Origin of the sequence: Bradyrhizobium erythrophlei (genome assembly GCF_900129425.1) — a bacterium.
Classification (GTDB): domain Bacteria; phylum Pseudomonadota; class Alphaproteobacteria; order Rhizobiales; family Xanthobacteraceae; genus Bradyrhizobium; species Bradyrhizobium erythrophlei_C.
This window is the reverse complement of the sequence record NZ_LT670817.1, coordinates 3,971,759-3,992,394: the sequence shown is the minus strand read 5'-3', so window position 1 is coordinate 3,992,394 and position 20,636 is coordinate 3,971,759. Positions and strand designations below refer to the sequence as shown.

The window sequence follows — 20,636 nt, the reverse complement described above, 5'->3', positions numbered from 1 at the left end:
CGGCGTCAAGATATCGGGCGTCAGAGTCGATCCAGACCGGGATTCAAGTCGTATCGCTTGAAGCGGTAGATCAGGAACGACAGCCCCCAGCTCACGACAAACAGCGCGAGGATGCCATAGCCGAGTGCGCCGAAGTTACCGTTCAGGTCCGAGATCGCCTTCCAGAACGCGCCGTGCAGTTGGAATTGACCCGCGATCAGGCCAAGCGTTTCAATGCCGCCGACCACTAAAGCCACCAGCACCGACACCGACGTGATGGTCAGATTGTAGAAGAGTTTGCGCATGGGATTACGATAAGCCCAGCCATAGGCACCCAGCATCAGGACGCCATCAGTTGTGTCGACCAGCGTCATGCCTGCGGCAAACAGTGCGGGGAAAATCAAGAGCGACCAGCTGGATATCGCAGTCGATGCCTGAGCCGAGAGGCCGAACAGACTGATCTCGCTCGCGGTCTCAAAGCCAAGCGCAAACAGCAGACCAATCGGATAGAGATGCCAACTTTGAGAAACAAACCGGAAAAGCGGCCTGAATATTCGCGCGAGCCAGCCGCGCTGATGCAGCAGCGCTTCAATTTCCTCTTCCGTTACGTTATTGCCGCGTTCGGCCACCCGAAAGGCCCGGTATACGCCGCGCAATACAATCAGATTTGCGATGGCTATGATGAAGAGAAACAGCGCCGACGCCGATGTCCCGACGATACCTCCGATCTCGCGGTAAGAAACGAGTTCATCGCTTAGCGCGTTCGCAGTTAGGGCAACGGCAACAGAAGCGAGAACAACAACGGTCGAATGCCCCAGCGCAAAGAAAAAGCCAACGGCGACCGGTCGCTTTCCCTCTTGCATTAACTTGCGCGTCACATTGTCGATCGCTGCAATATGGTCCGCATCGATCGCGTGACGAAGCCCGAGGCTGTACGCCAGCACCGCGGTCCCAATCAGGACTGGCTGATGGACGAACGCAATGAATGACCAGATCCAGGTCGCCAGATTGGCGATAACGAGAATGGCGTAGATTGCAACGATCCGACCGCGAAAGCCGAGCAATTCGGGTTCGCCTTTATCCGTCTGGGGAATCGATTTCACAAGCGCTGCCATGGCGGCCCTCCTCTGCGAGACATCTCCAATCTTGCCACCGCAGCGAAAGACCGCCCCATGCGCGCGCACCGCACGCTGGAAGGATGACGTGTTCAGGCCGGTCTCCTGGCTCGCGGGTCATAACCCCTCCTCGCCTTCCCGGGCCTTGTCCAAAAAGCCCAGTGGCATACCGAAGAAGGATTCACCGCTTACAGTTGCGGGCGCAGCTTCGAATTTGGCCTGCCATCGACGAAAGCAAACCGCACCGAATTCCCTTTGCTGATCAATATGACCAGCGTCCTAAACACGGGCAGAGCAAACTAACCCGCGCCCCTTGTCAAGGCGTGAAAATTCTTGCAGTCCTCGCGACAACGAATTTGTGGAAGTCGGCCTTGGTTGGCGGCCTAACCGGCGGACGCCTAGCCACGACGGCGCGATGTTTGTCAGAGATCGACGCCTACGGCGATGCCCCGGTCTCGCTGAGTGAGTAAGGGTGAATATGCCTTGCTGCTTGCTTTCTCCGCGGTCTACGAATTCAGCGCCGATCCAGTCGCCCTCGGCTTTGTAATAGATTAAAGTCGATTGCGCCGGCTCGTAATAAAAAACGTGTTCGTTAATTCGGTTTTAAGGATCAAAGCCACGCACAGGAGATATGGCGATGGGTAACGTCCAGGCTCTCGAAATCCAAATTCCTCACGAAATCGTCCAATATTGGGGATGGTTCCTGGCGTTCGGGATCGGATTGGTGGTGCTAGGCGTTGCGGCCGTCGCTCGCTCTATCACAGCTACCGTCGTCTCGATGCTGTTCTTCGGATGGCTGCTGGTGATTGCTTCCGGTATCGAAGTCGCCCAAGCCGTCATGGTTGGGCATTGGGCAGGCTTCTTTCACCACTTGCTGGCGGCGATCCTCTTCGGGGTAACGGGCCTATTGCTTGTAACGAGGCCACTGGTTAGCGCCGAAGTCGCAACCGTCTTCATGGCAATGTTCTTCATAATCGGCGGCCTGTTTCAGCTGATCGGGTCATTCGCTGTTACCTTGCCAGGCTGGGGCTGGCAGGCACTGGACGGCGCCATCACACTTCTGCTCGGCCTTCTCGTTCTCGCGCAATGGCCCGTCTCTGGGCTTTGGGTGATCGGTCTTTTCGTAGGCATCGACCTGATTTTTTACGGTTGCGCGTGGATCGCGCTGGCGCTCGGTTTGCGCACAAGTTGAGAAGATCGGCGCTCGAATCGAGACTGCACCGCCGGAACGTAAGGCTCGCTTTGCTGACTTTTTACAAAAGTGGCGATACCCGAATGAATCGGTCACTTCCGCTATTGGTGGCTTAGGCGACGTAGGTACCGAGGCGAACATCCGCTTTGGACCGGTACTGTTGAAAAACTTTCTTCGGGTCGACCAATAGAATTTGAAGCGCGGCTGCTGGATCCGATTCGAAGCGGCTTGGAGGACCCGTCGACCACACCGAAACAACGAGGCCTCCTACCGGCCCTGGAGTGGCTCGCAGTGCTGGAGCAGCTCGCAGTGCAAGATACAAGAAGGTCTGCTTGGGGCGTGAGAAGTGCCGTCCCGAGAAATGGATACTGACCGCAATTCCGCAATTCCGTTTACGCTGCTCTGCTATGGTGGCGACCACGAAACGAGGCTCGCCATGATGTCCAAGTCTTGGATTAGCCGGCTCGGCGCGCTGCTCACGGCTTTTGTTTTGACCGTCGTGCCGTCGGTTTCGCCGGCGCAGGCCGTTGAGGATGCTCGCAAGGTGAGCGTAGTGTCCTTCGGCCTTTTCGGCGATCAAGGCGTGTTTAAAAGTGAGGCGACCGGCGCAGCTCAGGTCGTAGCGAGCCGCTTCGGGAACGGCCCGATCAACGTGCAGTACAATTCGAAGAGGGGTGGAGGTGCAACGATCGAAGCACTGGCCGTGTCATTGCAAGTGGCAGCCAAGGGGATGGACGCTGAGAACGATGTTCTGTTTTTGATACTCACCTCGCACGGCTCCCCCGCCGGCCTTGCAGTCAAAGCAGGGCGGCGCACGCAAACGCTCACGCCGTCTAATCTCGCGGACGTGCTGGCGCAGACGGGCGTGCGACACAAGGTGGTGGTTATCTCGGCCTGCTATTCAGGAGTCTTCATCCCTCGTCTCGCGAACCCCGATATGCTGGTCATCACTGCGGCCGATGCCGACCATCCGTCGTTCGGCTGCCGAGACAAGGCCAAGTGGACCTATTTCGGCGATGCTTTTTTCAACGTCGCACTCCGGCAAGCTAAAAGCCTGAAGGACGCCTTTGGTGTTGCGCGCGCGCTCGTCCAGAAGCGGGAACTGCGAGAGCACTTCGAGCCGTCGGGTCCCCGAATGGCCGGCGGCGCAAACGTGCAGCCGTTGCTGATTGCGCGACCTTGAACGACCGGCCCTTCGCCGCCGGCGCCTAGGTGTGCCGAAAATCTCGCCCGTATTAATCTGGTGACGGAATCGCGCCCGCATTCTGCTAATGGGGCACTTAGTTGACGTCGGTGTTTCGTCGAATGTCCGCTTCGCGCAAGCAACGAACATCGGCCAGCCTCTGGCGATGGCTCAAACTTTCAGCAAACGTTGAATGCATCATCGAAGCAGTCGCGCCATGTTAGCAATGGCCTCAGCCAACATGGCATTCAACTGCGATTTTGTGAATTCCTTCGGCGGCCTCACTACTGGCTTGCGCGCAGACACAACCTTATGAACCGGGCGAGCACAGGCTGCCAAAAGCGCGGGCATTCGCTTGGGCGCCGACACGATCTTAGGCTTTGCGGTCGGCGGCCTGTGCCCGCGCTTCAAGCCCATGCGCAGCAACTTGGCGCACACGGCGTTGCGGCTGTGCCCTAGGCGGCGGGCGATCTGCCCGGCACTGTGGCCACTGGCCCAGAGCTTTTTGAGGAGTGCAACGCTGGCGGCATCCCACATGACGTATTGTCTTACGCCCAAAGTGGGAGTTCTGACAGTATCGCCACGCGAGAGGCACCGAGACTCCGGCGCCCTACCCGAACATGATTCCAAATCCAACCTGATGATCATACTCATGCCTTATTAGTCACGAGATGCTGCTTGCGTATGACCGGCCGCTTTGCGCCAGAAGCAGCCATTGCGAAGAGAGAGTGTGTGACGTCACCATTATTCGCGGGACGCTACCCCAGCTCAAAGGTGGTGACGCCGAATACCCACTCCAGCCGCAACGGCAGGATCACGCCGGTATACATACGCGCGGTCTCGAACACTGGCACGAGCCCCAGGTCTTGCGCCAACGCGACCGCGTCGCGGTTGATGCTGGGAACGTCGAGGAGGATCTCCCCACCGCCGACGCTGGCCAGCAAAGCCGACAGGACGACGTCGGCGGTGGCGCGGTCGTCGGCCACCAGCGGACCGATCTTGCAGCCCTTGCGGCATGGACGGATCACGCCCCAGCCGACCGACATGCCCGGGCGAGCCGATCCAGGCGCGCAGGAACGCGGGGCGCGGAGCCGGAAACACCGTCGCGTCGTATGCCTCTACAGCCGCCAACGGGACTTCGGTCAGGGCGATGACGCCAGCCTGCGGAGCATCCGGGGCCGCGACGGTGCCGCCGTACCGGACGTTGGCATAAGCGAGCTCGAACCCGGACTTTCTATAGTTCTGCTGTGCCCTACCACGCCATCGAGCCCGATCACGCGTGGCCGGGCGTGCGCAATGGCCGCATCCCATATGCGCAGACCATAGCCGCGGCCACGCAAGTCCTCTCGGACGATGTAGAGGCCGAGGAAGGCGAAGCTCGCGCTGTAATGGGCGCAGGAGACGGTTGCGGCCGGCACGCCGTCGAACTCGCCGATCAAGAAGCCTTCGGGATCGACCGCGGCGAAGCAGGCGTCGTCGGCGAGGCCCGGGTTCCGGCCTTCGGTTTCGGTCCAGTTCACCGCTATCGAGATTTCGTCCGGCCGCGTCGTCCGGATGCTTAGATCGTTCATGGCGGGCGATCGTACAAATGGACGCATGAAACCAAGGTTACCGCGAGTGAGCCGTTGCCGGCACAATAGAGCGCTCTGGCGCGGCGCTGTCGTTCAGAATATTTTATCATTCCAAGAAACGCTCGAAACCAACCACGAGGAACGCTCATGACTGGCGCAAGGCTGAAACATTACGGCTGGGGGCGCGAAGGCGAAGGCATGAGCGCGGAGGAGCGGAAGTTTGTGCTCGGCCGCTACCGGACGAAGTTTGCTACTGACGAATTCGACACGATCGCTGTCCCGGGCCTTGACGATCTCTGCTTGCGGAAACCGCGCGTGGCGCCGCCGGCCTCGCTCACCCCCTTTTGCACCACCGAACGTTACGATCGCGCCGCGCACACCTACGGCAAGTCCTACCCGGATTACGTCAGAGCCATGCTTGGCGATTACAATTGTGCACCCGACGTTGTGGCCTATCCGCGCAACGAGGCGGAGATTTCGGCCGTGATGGACTGGGCGGGTTCTGTCGGCGCTTCGCTGACGCCTTTTGGAGGCGGCTCGAGCGTCTGCGGCGGCGTCGAGCCACGCGTTGACGGCATCAAGCATAAGGCTGCCGTCACCCTCGATCTGCGCAATCTTTCCAAGGTCGTCGAAGTGGACCCGGTATCGCGCGCCGCATCGATCGAAGCCGGCACCTATGGTCCGTCGCTGGAAAACCAGCTCAAGCCGCATGGCTTTACGTTGCGGCACTTCCCGCAGAGTTTTGAATTTTCGACGCTTGGTGGCTGGATTGCGACCCGATCGGGCGGCCATTTTGCCAGTCTTCATACCCACATCGACGATTTCGTCGAAAGCCTGCGCGTCGTGACGCCCGTTGGGGTGGTGGAGACGCGCCGGCTTCCCGGATCGGGAGCCGGGCCTAGTCCGGACCGCATGTTCATCGGCTCGGAAGGAATTCTGGGTGTGATTTCGCGCGCCTGGATGCGATTGCAACCGCGTCCAAGCTTCCGCGCCGGCGTATCGCTTCGTTTCCCCTCGTTCTTCGACGCCGCGCGCGCCGTGCGCGCCGTCGCGCAAGCCGGCCTCTATCCGTCAAATTGCCGCATCCTGGATGCGCAAGAGGCCTTCAACACCGGTGCGGCGGACGGCAGTGCTGCCATCATGGTGCTCGCGTTCGAGTCGGGCGATCATCCTTTGGACGCCTGGATGGCGCGCGCGCTCGAGTGCTGCGCCGACCATCGCGGGACGCCGGAGCTCGCGAAGGCCAGCGACGCGCATCTGCAAGGCGCGGCAGGCATCTGGCGCAACGCGTTCATTCGCATGCCCTATGCGCGCGAATTTCTGACGCCCGTGGGCCTCATCAACGATACGTTCGAGACTGCCATCACCTGGGATCGGTTCGAAACCCTCCACGACAAGGTCAAAGCGGCAACCGAGCGCGCCATTGTGGAAGCGACCGGCGTGAAGGGTGAAGTCACTTGCCGCTTCACCCACGTCTACCCGGACGGGCCTGCACCCTATTTTTCTTTCCACGCGCTTGGTCGACACGGCGCGCTTCTCGAGCAGTGGCAGGCTATCAAGAATGCGGCGAGCGACGCGCTGATCGTGGCAGGCGGCACCATCACGCATCATCACGCCGTCGGTCGCGATCACAGATCTTGGTACGACCGACAACGGCCCGAGCTTTTCGCCGCCGCCCTAAGGGGAGCCAAGCGCGAATTAGATCCGCAAGGCATGCTCAACCCGGGCGTCCTCATTGATCCGTAGGCGCATCCTGCCAAAAAGCTCTTCCGGCTCGATGCGCTCCGTATCGTCGTCGCCTTAAGACCGCTTTGCGCCAACAGCGGCCGGTCGAGTTCTGCCTGGAGAGAGCCAGACTGCTCAGCCGATATAATGTACAGCGCTCGCGATGGAGCGACGCGGCGGGCGGGTGGCGGAGGAGCCCCCATGCCTGTACGTCCTGTTGGCAGAGACAAACGACCTTGGAACAAGGGATTGCTTATCGGCCAGAAAAAGCCTCTCGAAGCGAAGCATGTCTGGTCCATTCGCGTTCGCCTCGAAATCGGTCGATCGTGACGCGACCTTGTCATCTTTAACTTAGCTATCGACAGCAAGCTTTGCGCCTCCGACTTGGTCAAACTTCGATTGGACGACATTTGCTCAGGAGCAAAGGTGCGGCGTCGAGCAACGATCGTTCAAAGGAAAACAGGTCGACCAGTCCAGTTCGAGATCACGGAGCAATCGAGGAGCTCCGTTGAAGCCTGGTTACCGATGCTTCGGAACACTGGCTCCCGATATCTCTTCCCAAGTCGACTCCATGCAAGCCTCCACTTATCCACCCGCCAATATGCCCGGCTGGTGCACCGTTGGGTTGAAAGCGTCGGCTTAGAGTCGGCTTCTTATGGCACGCACTCGATGCGGCGCACGAAGGCTGCCCTGATCTATCGTAAGACTGGCAACCTGCGCGCTGTGCAACTCCTCCTGGGCCATACGAAGCTGGAGAGCACCGTCCGATATCTCGGGATCGAGGTGGATGACGCTCTAAATATCGCCGAGCAGATCGAGTTCTAATCGTCAACGACCGGCGTCATGCCGCTGGTCGCTTACGCGCCAGAAGCGGACCAGGCGCTCCTGCAGCTCCCACGTGACAAATGTGATCTCCTAGGACAGAAGCCGGCAGCCCGGGTGAGCGCTCGGAAATCAGCCTCGGGCGCGGTGAAATCAGTCCCGGATGTTGCTACGCTGATCCCGGCAACGTTGACCGGAGCCGTTGGATGCCGTCGCATCCACCACTCCTGACCGCATCGTCTTCTGGAAGACCCCCAAAACGCAGTGCAACGTTACGTATCAAGACAGCGAGGCAGGCCATGGTGAAACCGTTTCCGTCGAAGACCCACATCGGCAACCACATGCTGCATCCCGAAACGCTCATGCTGAACTACGGCTACGATCCGCAACTGTCGGAAGGAGCCGTCAAACCGCCGGTCTTTCTGACCTCGACCTTCGTCTTCAGGACCGCCGAAGACGGACAGGACTTCTTCGATTTCGTCTCGGGTCGGCGCGAGCCTCCCGAAGGGATGGGTGCGGGCCTCGTTTATTCGCGGTTCAATCATCCCAACAGCGAGATCGTCGAGGACAGGCTCTCGGTCTACGAGCGCACCGAGAAGTGCGCGCTGTTCTCGTCCGGCATGGCGGCGATTGCGACCACGATTCTCGCGTTCGCCCGCCCTGGCGACGTCATTCTGCACTCTCAACCGCTCTATGGCGGGACGGAAACTCTGCTTGCGAAGACGCTTGCGGGCTTCTCCATCGGAACGGTGGGCTTTGCCGCCGGCATCGACGAAGCCGCAGTCAGGCTGGCGGCGGAGGACGCCCTGCTCAAAGGCCGGGTAGCGATGATTTTCATCGAAACCCCGGCAAATCCCACCAACGGCCTGGTCGATATCGCGATGGTCCGCCGCGTTGCCGAGATGATCGGCCAGGCTCAGGGACACACGCCGATCGTCGCCTGCGACAATACGCTACTGGGGCCAGTGTTTCAGCGGCCGATCGAACACGGCGCGGATCTTTCGTTGTACTCGCTAACCAAATATATCGGCGGTCATTCCGACCTGATCGCGGGCGCCGCGCTCGGCTCAAGAGCCCTCATGAAAGACGTCAAGGCGTTGCGAGGAGCCATCGGCACCCAACTGGACCCCCATTCCTGCTGGATGATCAGCCGGTCGCTCGAAACACTGAGCATCCGCATGGAAAAAGCTGACAGAAACGCGCGGCTCGTGGCGGATTACCTGCGCGACCACGGCAAGGTCGCGAAAGTCCATTACCTTGCTCACCACGAAGAGACCTCCCCCGCCGGCCGGCTGTTCGCGAGGCAATGCACCGGTGCGGGCTCCACGTTCTCGTTCGATATTGTCGGCGGCCAAGCCGCCGCATTCAAATTCTTGAACGCGCTGCAAATCTTCAAGCTGGCGGTGAGCCTGGGCGGCACCGAATCGCTTGCGAGCCTGCCCGCAAGCATGACCCACTCCGGCGTTCCGGCTGACATCCGCCAAAAAATAGGCGTTCTCGACTCCACGATCCGGCTGTCGATCGGCATCGAACACCCGTCCGATCTGATCGCAGACATCGCGCAAGCCTTGAACGAGGCATAGCTGCACTCATAGCCGATCGTTCGGAACCGATGGGAGGTCGAACGGCTTCTGCAGGTGACTTTCCGAACTTCTCTACGTCGCCTTCGCCAAGGTGAACGCCGGCCGCAGGCGATCCACGTCATCAAGCGAGAAACCCTGCCAAGACCGCCCCCTGCTCCACGCGGCGAGTACCGATGCTGCGGCGGCTTCGAATTCGGCAGGAAGATCCGGACCGTTCATTAAGCCGGCAGGCAGATTCATCGGCGAGTTCCCTGGCTGGTCGACGACCAAGCAGCCCATAGAGGCGCGAAGGGTCCTCGGCTCTTACGTGCGCGATCTGGTCGCTGTTACGCCCATGCCCCTTCGCGATCTTGACAGCTCTCGACGGTTCCGCTTTGCCGAGTTCTTGCGCGAACCTGTCTATTTCACGACGTCAGAGAATGACGCGTAGTCGGGATAGCCGATTGGGCTGACTGTCCCGGTCTCATGCCGATCCAGATGGTTGGTCATGAGTTCCCTTGCGCTTGTGCGTGTTCTTTGAGCAGCTCAGCAGACGCGAAAACCATCTCCAGGGGCAATGTCACATATTTTCGACGATAAAGCTGTAAAATTTCCGAAATTATCATTTTTGATTAGTCTAATGATGAAGCAAACTACCTTCACCCACATCGGATATCTTGACGGCCTTCGCGGACTGGCGGCCCTCTGGGTGATGGTAGGCCACATATTGGCCATGTATGGGGAATTCCCGCCGATCGTGAGCTGGACGAGCTTAGCCGTCGACATTTTTATTCTGCTCTCGGGCTTTCTCATGCTTCATCAGGTTACCGCTCGCGAGATTCACGAACCTCTTGATCGGCCTCAGACATGGCTGATTTTTTGGCTGACAAGGTTTTTCCGGTTAGCACCGCTTTACTACACAATGCTCGTTATCGCGGTGCTTTGTGAGCAATATCAAAACGGCTTCGATGGTTCGTTCCATTTTAGCAACTGGGAGTCAGGCAGCACTGCGAACGATCAACTCGGGCTTCATATTATCAGTCACATCACTTTTCTTTTCGGTCTTTCCCCCGAGTTCGCGCGAAGCACTTGGTTGCCGGACTGGAGTATAAGTCTTGAGATGCAGTTTTATCTTCTGTTTCCGTTTTTAGCGTTGTTGGGAAGAAGCATTGGTTGGCTCACAGTTGTGGGGATTACCTGCGCCGCTTGCCTGTTAGGCGACTATCTCTTCTCCTCGTTCCTGCACCAATTCAGCCTACCATCCATACTGCTCCTGAAGATCAACGTCTTCATGGGCGGGATGCTGATAGCAGCGGCCTCTCAGAAGCCGAACTCCCGATTTATCTACCTGTTTGCCGCAACGGGTTTGATGTTACTGCCGATCTGGGGATCGGCCGGCATGATATTAGATTTCGGTAGGGCACTTATTTGCCTTGGATTTTGGATTCTTGCTTTTGGACAACAAATGAAAACACCTTCACCCATTCGCTGGACGATCTCACAGGTTTCCACAACACTCGGTAGTTGGCCTTTTGTGGTACTCGCAGATCTTTCCTATGGTCTCTATCTTATCCATTTCCCGATTATTTTAGCTTGGGGTCGCTTGACCGCATCGGAAGCGCCACTGAGCAACCTTCACAACCCTCTAGCCGCTCTCATTGTAATTCCCATGGTGGCCTACGCGCTGGCGTGGGTAGCGCGCCACGCGGTAGAATTGCCTGGAATCGAATTTGGTCGTCGGATCACTCGCAAATACCGCGATCTTCAACCGGCCCAAGTTTATTGATCGGTACGCATCGCTGAGACCCTCGGAGAACAGTCGAAGGACCGCGTAGGCTCGTAAAAGCCTGATGACCATACGGCTCAGCACGAACCCGGCACCAGCACCGACCGAAGAGCTGGGCTGGCCCTTCCCAAGGGATGGAGTCTCATGATTTTGCGAAAATGCCGGATTGAAGATGATGGTACGATTCATGCCGTGCTTATCGTCTTCGTGCTCGTTGTAAGCGCTCTCGCTGGACGTCAATTTTTTATGGACGGCACGAACTTCATCGTTCAGTCGTTCCTGGACCCCTTCTGGTATCCGGGGGATCAAGAAACGCCTAGGCGATTTTTTGCGGTGGTCTGGACAACAGCGCCAGTTCGCCTAATCGGCATTTTTTTTCCTTCTCACATCGAGATTGCAACTATCGCGTACGGTATCACCACGTACTCTCAAATAGCTCTTCCACTGATCATCACGATAACTTCTAAGCTGAATGTTGCTACAAAGAGCCTAATCATCACCTTATTTGTTTCCGCGACGATATTTCTTGCCAATTTTGCAGCGACAGAACTCCTTTTCGCACTGAGCCTCACGACATTGTTCGTCGTCTATTCCCTCGACGCCGCGCTAGATCCTCGGTCGTTCCGGCGTCTCGCTATCGGCTTTTTCCTCGCGGCGAGCTACGAAGTTGTCGCTCTCTCAAACGTTATACTAGCCATTGGAACCTACGCTTCCGCGCGACACGGAAAAGGATCGATGAAGAACCGTGGCGCACTGGTCGCCGTCCTCCTAATCGCTCTTCCGTTTCAATTAATCTGTCATTTCAGTGAACCCACTGTCCCCAGCGAGGGGGTATTTCACTGGTTCGTATTTGCGATCGGCGGAGTTTTTATTACAGGGTTGCTTGTTGCTGCGCTCTCTTTCAAATTGCTCGAAAGAAGGTCTTTTCTGCGGACCGTCGTCGTTTTCGTTGCGTTCGCAATTCCGATTTCATTGTTGTTTATCCCGGATTTGATCGGTCTTCGAACACGCCAGTTTCGGTTCGCGTATCCCTCGCGTATTTACAGCGCCGGCATTACCGTGGTCATTGCAACCTTGCCGATCCTGCTCAATCATGATCTCTTCCTATGGCCGTCGCGCGTAATGGATTGGTTCGGAAGGCGGCCGTTGCGCGACTTAAGCTTTGCAATGTTGGCCGGCTTCTATGGTGTCAGCATTGTGGCGAGTTCAGATGCTTACTTGTATCGAGCTCGACTTGAAAAGGAGCTTTCACTGCACGCGGGCTTTGAAAGTGTTTCGAATTGCGCTTTTTGTAGTCAGCCCACGAAATTCGGGCTGCCAGATTTGAGCCATCCACCGGATTGGCCGGCTTACAGCATGGCGCATACTCTCAAGCATCCGGAATTGCCACCCGTGGTAATGTTTTCCCAAGACGGAAGCAGTAACGTGTCGAGAGAAACAATTGATGCCTTCATGGCGCATCAGGTAGCGCGCAGGAAACGCGACGGCGCCGACGTGCAGGATGTGGGACCCTCTGCCAGCCCTGCGACAACCGATTTGAGTTCATCGAAACACGGATTTACGAAGGCACCCATGAGGCGTCAATAACAACGGGCGGCTTGTCGCCCTACCATGCAAGCCATTCGCCATGGGACGATGTTGCCTTCTCTTCAACGGAATGAGATCGGTCGGCCTTCTGGATCGGTGCGCACTACGGTTTCATCAGCTCCCGAACAATCGCGCCTTGATTACCGACCAGAACAACCCGAAAGCGCTGATGCCCTGGGAGGTGGCGACAGGCGGCGTTCTGTTGTCGATGGCGGCTTCAAGATTGATCGCAAATGTCGCTGTGAGACGACGCGCAATATCCTGGATCAGACCCGAGCGATTGAATTGCGCCAGCGGACCTGTCAGGCGCCAAGTCAGATTCACCACAATAACGGAGCCGTTCGTATCACCGTCGATCACCTGCCAGCGTGCCTCTCCTTCGGCGGACGAGCCGATGCCGGAATCGCGGCCGCGCCCGACCATTCTGCCCTCGCGTCTGATGGCGTCCATCGTCACCGTAGCTTCGCCGCTGAAAGCCGGCTTGATCGGACCCAGCGCAATGCGTACGCGTCCCTTCACCTTGTCGCCGTCGATTTCGGTGATCTCCGCGCCTGGCAGGCATGATGCCACGCGCCGCAAATCCGACAGTGCCTGCCACACCTTGTCCGGCGGCGCGCCGATGGGAATGCGTTCCTCGATCGAGGTACCGGCGATCGCGGACGGCGCCGCAGAACGAACAACCGGCGCGACGACGGGGGTCTCAACGGCGGCGCTTCGCTTCATCAACTTGCGCGCGCTTGCCGCAACAGGGCTGGCGATCGCGGGCGACTTGCCGAGCGACACCGCGCGGATCGCCTCGACGATCCCGACATAGCCGGTGCAACGGCAGAGATTGCCGGATAGTTCCTCGCGAATTCGCGACTCCGAAACCTCGCCCAACCGGCTGACGATGTCGCGGGCGCTGGCCAGCATGCCCGGCGTGCAGAATCCGCATTGCAACGCGTGCGAGATACTGAACGCGTCGCGCAGTTCGCCCATCAGCGGATCGTCGTCGAAATCCTCGATGCTCCGGACCTCCGCGCCGTCGCAATCGACGGCGAAGGCCAGACACGCGCGCTGTGGCTTGCCGTCGATCAGCACCGTGCAGGCGCCGCACACACCCTGCTCACAGCCGAGATGCGTCCCGGTGAGATGCAGATCGCCGCGCAAAAAATCGGCCAGATGCAACCGGGGCTCGACCTCGGCCGAGACCGGGGCACCGTTGATGGATAGCGTGATGGTCGCCATGTTCAATGATCCGGTTTGACGGCGAGCGCGTCGAGCGCGCGGCGGACCGCAGTGACGTGCAACTGCCGGATGACGGCATCATGGCCGGATAGCACCGCTGCAATCTCAGTCCCGACGTGATCGCAGGCCGCGGATGAGCCCTGGTCGGCCAACGCTTTCGCCGTCTCCTGCAGCAGCACCGGCGGACCGTCCGTCGCACCGGCCAGAACGCGGCTCAATCGATTTTTAGGATCGAAAATGGCAACGCCGATAGCATTGGCGAATTCACCGCTTTTGCGGCAGATTTTGTAATAGCCCCATCTTGCCTTCTCAGAGAGACGTGGGGCCTCGATGGCAATGAGCACATCATTTGTGCCAAGTCTGGTCTGGAAAGCACCTTCCAGGAAGGTATCGGCGGCCAGGCGGCGTTTCTTGCCGTCGGCACCTTGCGCAACCAATGTCGCGCCCAGCGCTGCCATGGTCGAAATCCAGTCGGCAGCGGGGTCGGCATGGGCGAGGCTGCCGCCGATCGTGCCGCGATTGCGCACGGCGCGGTAAGCAATGCGACGCGCGACATACGGCATCAATCCGCGCGTAGGATCTTCAAACGCCCCGTCTTCGATTTCAGCATGCGTCCAGCCTGCGCCGATGGACATGACATTGTCGTCAGCGGCAACCTCGCGCAAACCTTCGGCGCGCTTGATATCGATCAGGATGAGCGGGCGCGCGAGACGCAAATTCAGCATCGGCGCGAGCGACTGACCGCCGGCAAGAATTTTCGCATCGCCATTGGCGGCCGCGAGAAATTCCGCAGCCTCCGGCAGCGTGCGCGCGCGCTTGTAATCGAATTCCGCGGGTTTCATGCGGCGTTGCCTGGCTGCGGAATGAGGACGAGCTTGGCGGCTGCGATCGCCTTCAAAATCCGCGTCGGCGATACCGGCGCATCGCGCAAGGTCGCATTCAGCGGCGCCAGCGCGTCGTTGATGGCATTGACGATTGCAGCCGGCGGCGCGATGGCACCGCCCTCCCCGACGCCCTTGATGCCGAATTTGGAATAAGGCGACAGCGTCTCGCGATGCGCGATGCGGAATTTCGGCAACTCCACCGGACCCGGCAGGATGTAATCGAGCAAAGTCGATGCGAGCGGCTGGCCGTTGTCGTCGTATGGGCTTTCTTCGAACAGCGCTGTGCCCACACCCTGTGCCGCGCCGCCGTAGGTCTGGCCTTCAACGATCATCGGATTGACCATTTTTCCGCAATCCTCGACGATGGCGTAGTCGAGGATTTCGACAAGGCCCGTTTCCGGGTCGACAGCGACGCGAACCGCGTGGCTGGCGTAGGAAAAGACGCCGCCATCCACTTGCGGCTTATAACCCTCGGTCGCCTCCAATCCCCCACGATCGACATTGTCCGGCAATTGATCCGGGCGAATATACCAGGCGCGGCCGATGTCTTCGTACGACACGCTGGCCTGCCCGGCACAAATCCGGCCGTCCCTGAAGGCCACAGCGCTCGATTCGACCTGCAGCAGATGCGCGGCGATGGCCTTGATGCGAAGGGCGACGACTTCGGCCGCGCGCGCGACGGCGCCGCCTGTCATCACGATGCCGCGCGAGGCGTAGGCACCGGTCGAAAACGGCGTTGTCGCGGTGTCGCCGAGCGTCACGCGAATATCCTTGTAGGGCACGCCCGTCACCTCGCCCGCGATCTGCGCCAGCGTCGTCTCCAGGCCCTGACCGATGGTGTGGATCCCGGAGCGCACTTCGAGCGCGCCGTCGGGCGTCAGCTTGACGAAGGCCTGATCGAAGCCCGGCACCAGGGGCAAGCCCCAGGCGGCGAACACCTTGGTGCCGTGCGCCGATTGCTCGGTGTAGCTGGCAAATCCGACGCCGAGATAGCGGCCGCGGGCATCGCGACGCGGACCGGCACGAAACGCGTCCAGGCCGATCATCTCCTTCGCTTCGAGCAGTACCGCCGGATAATCGCCGGAATCGTAATGCTTGTTGGTGATGTTGGTGTAAGGCATGAATCTGGCGGCGACGAGATTTTCGGCACGGACCTCCCATGCCTCGCGGCCGACCGCCTTGGCGATGGCGTCGATGGTTTGCTCCATGGCAAAACAGACGCCGGGCCGCGCCACACCGCGATAGGGGGCGAAAGGCGGCTTGTTGGTAGCGACGGAAAACGTCTTCGCGCGGTAGGCGGTGAGATGATACGGCCCCGGCAGATTTCCGCCAGCCTGCGCCGCCTCGAGACAGGCGGTGAACGGCCAGACCGAATAGGCGCCAGTGTCGACCGAGATTTCCGCGTCGAGCCCGAGCAGTTTGCCCCGCGCATCGGCATAGGCCTTGATTTTGTAGTGATGCTGGCGCGCATTGGCGCCGGCAACCAGATGTTCGCGGCGATCTTCAGTCCAGCGGAACGGCGTCTTGTAGGTCAGGGCCAGCCACGCCACCGCGATTTCTTCCGGCTGCAATAGGCACTTGTATCCGAAACCGCCGCCGACATCCGGCGCGATCACGCGAATGACGGCCTGCGGCAGTCCCAGGCATTCTGCAAGGCCGGCACGAATGAGATGCGGCACCTGGGTGGACGTGTGGACGACGAGCTGCCCGGCCCGATGATCCCAGTGCGCGAGCACGCCCTTGCCCTCCAACGGATGCATGGTCTGGCGCGCACAGGAGACCTCGAGATCGACCACGACCGGCGCCGTCGAGGCGATCGCGTCGATGCCGCTATCGAACGACGTTTCGAGAAAGAGATTATCGCTCCAGCCCTCGTGCAGTTGCACCGCGCCGGCCCTGCGTCCGCTCTCACAGGAGACAATGGCAGGCAACTCGTCATAGTCGACATCGACGAGTTCCGTCAGATCTTCGGCGGCCGCGCGATTTCGGCTCACGCACATGGCGACCGGCTCGCCAAACCGAACCTTTTCCCGGGCAAGAACAGGATATTCCGAAACCTTGTAGCCGGGAATGGACGAGCGTGTAACGATGGGCGCGACGCCCTTCAGATCGCCGAGAAAGAAGATGGCATGGTCATGGCCCGCGGGACGAGTCCGCGATACAATACGCGCATGCGCGAGCGGGCTGCGCAAAAACGCCACCTCCTGCAACCCCACCATGAAGAGATCGCCTACGAACTGACCGCGACCACGCAAATGCCGGGCATCTTCCTTGCGTAGAACGCGAGCGCCGATGCCTTCCGCGGGAATTGTGGTTTCGCTCACGTCTTGCTCCATGACCACCGAGGCCGGGCTATCTGGGGACGCGCTGTCCGGCCGGATCAGACCGGCAGGCAGAGCGCATTCGGGACCAGCAGATTGTCGTAAACGCAATGACGTTTGGCCAGCTTCAATCCATCCGGAGTGCTTCGAAACACATCGTGGTACACACCAACCTGATGCAGCGTTGCGTCAGGACGGTCGAACAACACCTGCAGCAGCAGATAATTTGCGGTTGCACGAATTGAACCATCCGAATCCACGCCGATCAGCTGCGTGTTGCTGACGATGTGTCGCAGATAACGCGGCGCGAACATCGCCGTTTTCTCTAGCGCGAAGGCGCGATCGCGAATCATCGCCCGGCCCTCGCAGTAAATCAGCCCCACCGGCATCCCGCGATCGTGGTTTTCGCGAGACAGGACAACGTAGCTGCCGTCGTCGGTAAACATTTCGCTCCAATCCGACAGGCGCTGATCGTCAAGCGCCGTAGCGTAGATCGCGTTGAATTGCTCGATCTCCGCGCGAAGCAGAAGGCGCTCGATGCGAGCGTCTCGGGTGTCCGGAATTCTGGATTTGATGTCGATGGCAAGAGACATTTTTGGTTTCCTCAAGTCGGCGGCAAGCGAGGCCTCACTCACATCCAAGAGCGATAAATCTCACAGCTCCATCACCTCGCGCCAATGGCGATACATGCCGCGGATCGCCGCCTCCGAAATCAGCGTCTCGGAGGTCCCGTCATTGCCGGGATCGAGTTCGACTATATGTTCGCCGCGCGGCACGGAAATCATTCCGTCCTGCACGAATTTGATGGCTTCGTTGTCTTCGAGACCGAGGAATCCGGCAGGCCCCATCAGGTTGCCCTGCCGCAGCCGATGGCGCGTCATCTCCTCGTCGTCGCCCTCGAATCCGAACATCGTCCATTTCATGATGAACTCGTTCGGGCCGGTCGGCACAATCTGACGAACGCCAAGCGTATTCATCTCGCGCTGGACGATCAGGTTAGGCCACAGCGTCATCATGGTCACGGACCACGGGCTCTTGAACTCGTCGACGAAATTCATGAAGCGGGGGTCGGAAAGCGACATACCTTCCTTGTAGGCGCGCATTTCCTTCTTGGTATCGGCGGCTAGCTTGCCCGCCTCGGATTTCGCCGACGCCATCACGCCATGCCGGCCGGTCGCATCCGCCAGCATCAGGGATCTGTTGCCGGCGACCAAAAGGCCGAACGTCACCAAAAAGGTATGCAGCAGCGTGGCGTGATAGGGGTCCTTGAGGTTTTCGTGATACAGCTTCCAGTTGCCCGGAAGGCTATGGCGATAATGGCCGAGAACGCGCGGTATGCGGCCGTCGAACGTGGCCTCGAATTCCGCGAGGATCTCGGGACCGAGATAGTCCGCGAGCGGCTCGATTTCGTCGCAATACGAAGCGAAAACGACGCCGCGATGGGTGGTGACCTTCAGCCGCTTCAGGCCATGCTCGGAGGTCTTGAAATCCTTCGGCATGCCGCCCGCGCCATTGACGCCGCGCCGAAATGGCACCCCCGCCAGATTGCCCTTCAGATCGTATGACCATTGGTGATATGGGCAGACGAACTCCTTGGTGTTGCCGCTCAGGTTGCGACAGAATTCGGCCGCGCGATGGACACAGCGGTTTTCAAAGACATGAATGCTGCCGTCATCGGCGCGCGAGACCACGACGGGCGTCGGCCCGACATTGGAACGAATGAAATCGCCGGGATTGCGCGCCTCGTCTTCCAGAGCGACGTAATTCCAGGTGCGACCGTGAAAGATCTTCTCGACTTCGCGCTGATAGATGAATTCGTCGGTGTAGACCCAGTCGGGAATGCGCGTCAGGCCTTCCGTGGGCCAGGCATAAGTTCTGGCCCGTTCATCGGCCGACAAAGGTGCCGAGGATTTGATAGTGGCGGATACAGCGGCTGTCATGGCATCTCCCTCATCTTCATCCGGATCGTCGAGAACGACGCCGGCTACAGTGGCCGGATCGAAACACGCATCGCTGTTGAGTTCGGTTCGCGCAGCCCGGATCGCCTGCGGCGCGGAAAAAGCGACGACAGATGTGAGCTGGCCCGATACAGGATCGAAGGTGCGGTAGACCGCACCGGCTGCGGCGGCATCTCCACCGGTGCGGGCAACAGCATCGCCCGGGGCGGCGACGCCCAGCATTTGCACATTGAGGCCGAACTGATCGGTCCAGAACCAAGGCCGGCTCGCCGCATCCGCTTCGGCCGGCGCATCGGCGATCGAGCGCCCGGCTGCCGCGCCCTGCCGTTCTGCATTGTCCCAACTTTCGAGGCGGCAGCGCCGGCCGTTGATCGGCACATGATGGAGCGCACAATCGCCCGCTGCCCAGATGCCGGGCACGTTGCTGCGCCCCTCCGCATCGACGACAATTCCGCCCTGCACGTCGCAACCGGCGGACGCGGCCAGCGCGGTGTCCACCTCCAGTCCGACGCCGACCAGCACGAGATCGGCGGCCACCGGCTCACCGGAGGTTTTAACCAGCAGCCCGCCGTTAACCTGCTCGATCGCCACAACGGAAGTCGCAACCCGGACGGTGACACCGTGTTTTTCCGCCAGCCGCCGAAACGCGCGGCCCAGCGGCGCGGGCATCATCCGCGCCATCAATTCGGCCTCGCGCTCCAGCACCATCGTCGAGACGCCCAGTTCAGCTGCGACCGAGGCCAATTCCATGCCGATAAAGCCGCCGCCGATGATGGCGACGGATTTCGCCGCGCGGATCGCATCGCCGATCGCTGCGGCATCCTCAAACGTGCGCAGGGACAGCACGCCCGGCAGATCCGCGCCCGGAATGCTCAACGCGCGCGGCGAACCGCCGGTGGCGATCAGCAATGCGGTGTAAGACAGCGTGCGCCCGTCATCGAGAGTGGCGATGCGCGCGCTGGCATCGATGGCGGACACCCGGGTTTGCAAATGAACGGTAACGCCAAGCGCGTCTATGTCCGCGGGGCTGAGACGCCCGCAGGCCTCCCGGCTGGTTTGCCCCAACAGCAAGCCTTTGGACAAGGGCGGACGCTCGTAAGGCAAGTGGGGCTCGGCCCCGACAAGATCGATCTCGCCTTCGAAGCCAGCGGCGCGCATCGCGCGAATAGCGGCAGCCGCCGCCTGCCCCGCGCCGGCGATGACAACCCGCTGGTCCGAGCGCACAGGCACTGTGATATCGCCCGCGGATGAAGCATCTTGTGCGGTGTCTGCCTCGGATGAATCGAGATCAACGAATACCGTCCCGTCCTCAACCTTCACGGGGTAGGTTTTGATATCCTCCGTCAGCGGTGCACACAGCGCCTTGCCGGTTCGAATATCGAACAGCCCCTGATGCAGCGGACACTCGATCTTGCCGTCCTCGACAAATCCATCGGCAAGGAAGGCCAGCGCATGGGTGCAAATGCCGTGAGTCGCGTAGACCTGATCGCCCAGTTGATAAAGAGCGACAGGGACGCCCTCGATTTCAACGCCGATCACTCCGTCCGGGCGCAACGCTTCGAGTAAAATGGCGGCACGCCATGTCATATGCGATCCTATGCCAGAGGGTCGATATAATCAGTATACAACGTTATTTTTCATTGCAAGGGCCAAGAGCTTGCGAGGGCGCGCCCGGCTGAAACCGAGACATACCTTCTTTATACATACACGCCGACAGGGCTAAA

16 protein-coding genes, 1 pseudogene and 1 riboswitch are annotated in these 20,636 nt (G+C 59.8%); of the genes and pseudogenes, 7 read left to right on the top strand and 10 right to left on the bottom strand.

Annotated features, from left to right (window positions below; all coding sequences use genetic code 11):
• Positions 1 to 20 precede the first annotated feature (20 nt).
• Complete coding sequence (locus B5527_RS18965; RefSeq protein ID WP_079602885.1) at positions 21 to 1,094, bottom strand: HoxN/HupN/NixA family nickel/cobalt transporter; 1,074 nt, start codon at positions 1,092 to 1,094, stop codon at positions 21 to 23.
• 78 nt (positions 1,095 to 1,172) lie between these two features.
• A riboswitch (cobalamin riboswitch) is annotated at positions 1,173 to 1,392 on the bottom strand.
• A 339-nt stretch (positions 1,393 to 1,731) separates the two neighbouring features.
• Here B5527_RS18965 and B5527_RS18960 point away from each other — a divergent pair.
• Positions 1,732 to 2,286, top strand: coding sequence for an HdeD family acid-resistance protein (locus B5527_RS18960; protein WP_172842594.1), 555 nt, complete (start codon positions 1,732 to 1,734; stop codon positions 2,284 to 2,286).
• Between the two features lie 361 nt (positions 2,287 to 2,647).
• Positions 2,648 to 3,469, top strand: a complete 822-nt coding sequence (locus B5527_RS18955) for a C13 family peptidase (RefSeq protein WP_245332647.1) — start codon at positions 2,648 to 2,650, stop codon at positions 3,467 to 3,469.
• Between the two features lie 198 nt (positions 3,470 to 3,667).
• On the opposite strand, the gene B5527_RS18950 is transcribed toward B5527_RS18955, so the two are convergent.
• From B5527_RS18950 to B5527_RS47135, 3 genes and pseudogenes are all read right to left on the bottom strand, one after another.
• Positions 3,668 to 4,006: a GcrA family cell cycle regulator gene (locus tag B5527_RS18950; RefSeq protein ID WP_079602883.1), complete on the bottom strand. Its 339-nt coding sequence runs from the start codon at positions 4,004 to 4,006 to the stop codon at positions 3,668 to 3,670.
• A 221-nt stretch (positions 4,007 to 4,227) separates the two neighbouring features.
• A pseudogene (locus B5527_RS47140) lies at positions 4,228 to 4,548 on the bottom strand (GNAT family N-acetyltransferase); the annotation flags it as partial.
• Positions 4,549 to 4,611: 63 nt separating this feature from the next.
• On the bottom strand, positions 4,612 to 5,040 hold the full coding sequence (locus tag B5527_RS47135) for a GNAT family N-acetyltransferase (RefSeq protein ID WP_276329339.1): 429 nt from the start codon (positions 5,038 to 5,040) through the stop codon (positions 4,612 to 4,614).
• A 147-nt stretch (positions 5,041 to 5,187) separates the two neighbouring features.
• Here B5527_RS47135 and B5527_RS18940 point away from each other — a divergent pair, with 147 nt between their 5' ends.
• From B5527_RS18940 to B5527_RS18930, 3 genes are all read left to right on the top strand, one after another.
• Entirely contained in the window at positions 5,188 to 6,786 is a 1,599-nt protein-coding gene (locus B5527_RS18940; RefSeq protein WP_079602882.1) for an FAD-binding oxidoreductase, read from the top strand.
• A gap of 321 nt (positions 6,787 to 7,107) precedes the next feature.
• The gene (locus B5527_RS18935; protein WP_245332738.1) at positions 7,108 to 7,590 is read left to right on the top strand and encodes a tyrosine-type recombinase/integrase; all 483 of its coding nucleotides are present in this window, start codon (positions 7,108 to 7,110) and stop codon (positions 7,588 to 7,590) included.
• Between the two features lie 296 nt (positions 7,591 to 7,886).
• Positions 7,887 to 9,170: a cystathionine gamma-synthase family protein gene (locus B5527_RS18930; protein WP_079602881.1), complete on the top strand. Its 1,284-nt coding sequence runs from the start codon at positions 7,887 to 7,889 to the stop codon at positions 9,168 to 9,170.
• A 72-nt stretch (positions 9,171 to 9,242) separates the two neighbouring features.
• On the opposite strand, the gene B5527_RS18925 is transcribed toward B5527_RS18930, so the two are convergent.
• Positions 9,243 to 9,410 carry a hypothetical protein gene (locus tag B5527_RS18925; protein ID WP_154072362.1) on the bottom strand — a complete coding sequence of 56 codons (168 nt, stop codon included), beginning with the start codon at positions 9,408 to 9,410 and terminating at the stop codon, positions 9,243 to 9,245.
• Between the two features lie 379 nt (positions 9,411 to 9,789).
• Here B5527_RS18925 and B5527_RS18920 point away from each other — a divergent pair, with 379 nt between their 5' ends.
• Both B5527_RS18920 and B5527_RS18915 read left to right on the top strand, forming a co-directional pair.
• Positions 9,790 to 10,935, top strand: coding sequence for an acyltransferase family protein (locus tag B5527_RS18920; protein WP_172842593.1), 1,146 nt, complete (start codon positions 9,790 to 9,792; stop codon positions 10,933 to 10,935).
• A gap of 144 nt (positions 10,936 to 11,079) precedes the next feature.
• Positions 11,080 to 12,522 (top strand): hypothetical protein, encoded by a 1,443-nt coding sequence (locus B5527_RS18915; protein WP_154072361.1) that lies wholly within the window; start codon positions 11,080 to 11,082, stop codon positions 12,520 to 12,522.
• 114 nt (positions 12,523 to 12,636) lie between these two features.
• On the opposite strand, the gene B5527_RS18910 is transcribed toward B5527_RS18915, so the two are convergent.
• From B5527_RS18910 to B5527_RS18890, 5 genes are read right to left on the bottom strand one after another with little or no spacing between them, the layout of a single operon-like run.
• Complete coding sequence (locus tag B5527_RS18910; RefSeq protein ID WP_079602877.1) at positions 12,637 to 13,749, bottom strand: xanthine dehydrogenase family Fe-S subunit; 1,113 nt, start codon at positions 13,747 to 13,749, stop codon at positions 12,637 to 12,639.
• Positions 13,750 to 13,751: 2 nt separating this feature from the next.
• A complete protein-coding gene (locus B5527_RS18905) occupies positions 13,752 to 14,591 on the bottom strand; it encodes an FAD binding domain-containing protein (protein ID WP_079602876.1) in 840 nt (279 codons plus the stop codon).
• Positions 14,588 to 16,957, bottom strand: coding sequence for a xanthine dehydrogenase family protein molybdopterin-binding subunit (locus tag B5527_RS18900; protein ID WP_245332646.1), 2,370 nt, complete (start codon positions 16,955 to 16,957; stop codon positions 14,588 to 14,590). Before B5527_RS18900 ends, B5527_RS18905 begins: the two co-directional genes overlap by 4 nt.
• A gap of 56 nt (positions 16,958 to 17,013) precedes the next feature.
• Complete coding sequence (locus B5527_RS18895) at positions 17,014 to 17,547, bottom strand: aromatic-ring-hydroxylating dioxygenase subunit beta (RefSeq protein WP_154072360.1); 534 nt, start codon at positions 17,545 to 17,547, stop codon at positions 17,014 to 17,016.
• 60 nt (positions 17,548 to 17,607) lie between these two features.
• Positions 17,608 to 20,499, bottom strand: coding sequence for an FAD-dependent oxidoreductase (locus B5527_RS18890; RefSeq protein WP_079602875.1), 2,892 nt, complete (start codon positions 20,497 to 20,499; stop codon positions 17,608 to 17,610).
• Positions 20,500 to 20,636 lie beyond the last annotated feature (137 nt).